The sequence below is a fragment of the Aquabacterium sp. UBA2148 genome, from assembly GCF_002328915.1.
GTDB lineage: Bacteria > Pseudomonadota > Gammaproteobacteria > Burkholderiales > Burkholderiaceae_C > Aquabacterium > Aquabacterium parvum.
Genome location: NZ_DCXA01000051.1, coordinates 26594 through 27463, shown reverse-complemented (window position 1 = coordinate 27463; position 870 = coordinate 26594). Strand labels below are relative to the sequence as shown.

General features: G+C 67.7%; 1 protein-coding gene and 1 pseudogene. Both read left to right on the top strand.

The window, feature by feature from the left end:
• Nucleotides 1-303 (top strand): annotated as a pseudogene (locus B2W70_RS02825) (hydroxymethylglutaryl-CoA lyase); the annotation flags it as partial.
• A gap of 127 nt (nucleotides 304-430) precedes the next feature.
• Nucleotides 431-870, top strand: a 440-nt coding sequence (locus B2W70_RS02820; RefSeq protein ID WP_286742632.1) for an acyl-CoA dehydrogenase family protein, incomplete at its 3' end; no start/stop codon positions are given.

Here is an 870-nt window from a genome sequence, read left to right as displayed (position 1 = left end):
TTCCACGACACCTACGGCCAGGCGCTGGCCAACATCCTGGCCTGCTTGCAGCTGGGCGTGCACACCTTCGATGCCAGCGTGGCCGGCCTGGGCGGCTGCCCCTACGCCAAGGGCGCCACCGGCAACGTGGCCACCGAAGACGTGGTCTACCTGCTGCATGGGCTGGGCATTCAGACCGGCATCGACCTGGACAAGCTGGTGGACGCGGGGGCCTTCATCTCGCAGGCGCTGGGGCGGCCCACGGCCTCGCGCGTGGCCCGCGCCACCTTGGCCAAGCGCTCAAGGCAAGTCGGCGCGAGTTGATCTGCGCCGATCGCTCCCCGCCCGCACCAACCACCCCACCTACCGACCACGCCCGCCCCGTTCACCACAAACCGAACGGCAAACAGCGACCCGCGAAGTTCACCGCATCACACCGAGGAGACTCACCATGACCCTGCCCGGCCTGAACCACCACCTGGGTGAAGACATCGATGCCTTGCGCGAAGCCGTTCGCGCCTTCGTCGACAAAGAGCTCGCGCCCCGCGCCGCCGACATCGACCGCGACAACCTCTTCCCCACCGACATGTGGAAGAAGCTGGGCGACCTCGGCCTGCATGGCCTGACGGTGTCCGAGGAGTACGGCGGCACCAACCTCGGCTACCTGGCCCACATGGTGGCCATGGAAGAGGTCAGCCGCGGCAGCGCCTCGGTGGGCCTGAGTTATGGCGCGCACTCCAACCTGTGCGTCAACCAGATCCACCGCAACGGCACCGAGGCGCAAAAGCGCAAATACCTGCCCCAGCTCATCAGCGGCGACTTCGTGGGTGCGCTGGCCATGAGCGAGCCCAACGCCGGCTCCGACGTGGTCAGCATGAAGCTGCGCGCCGA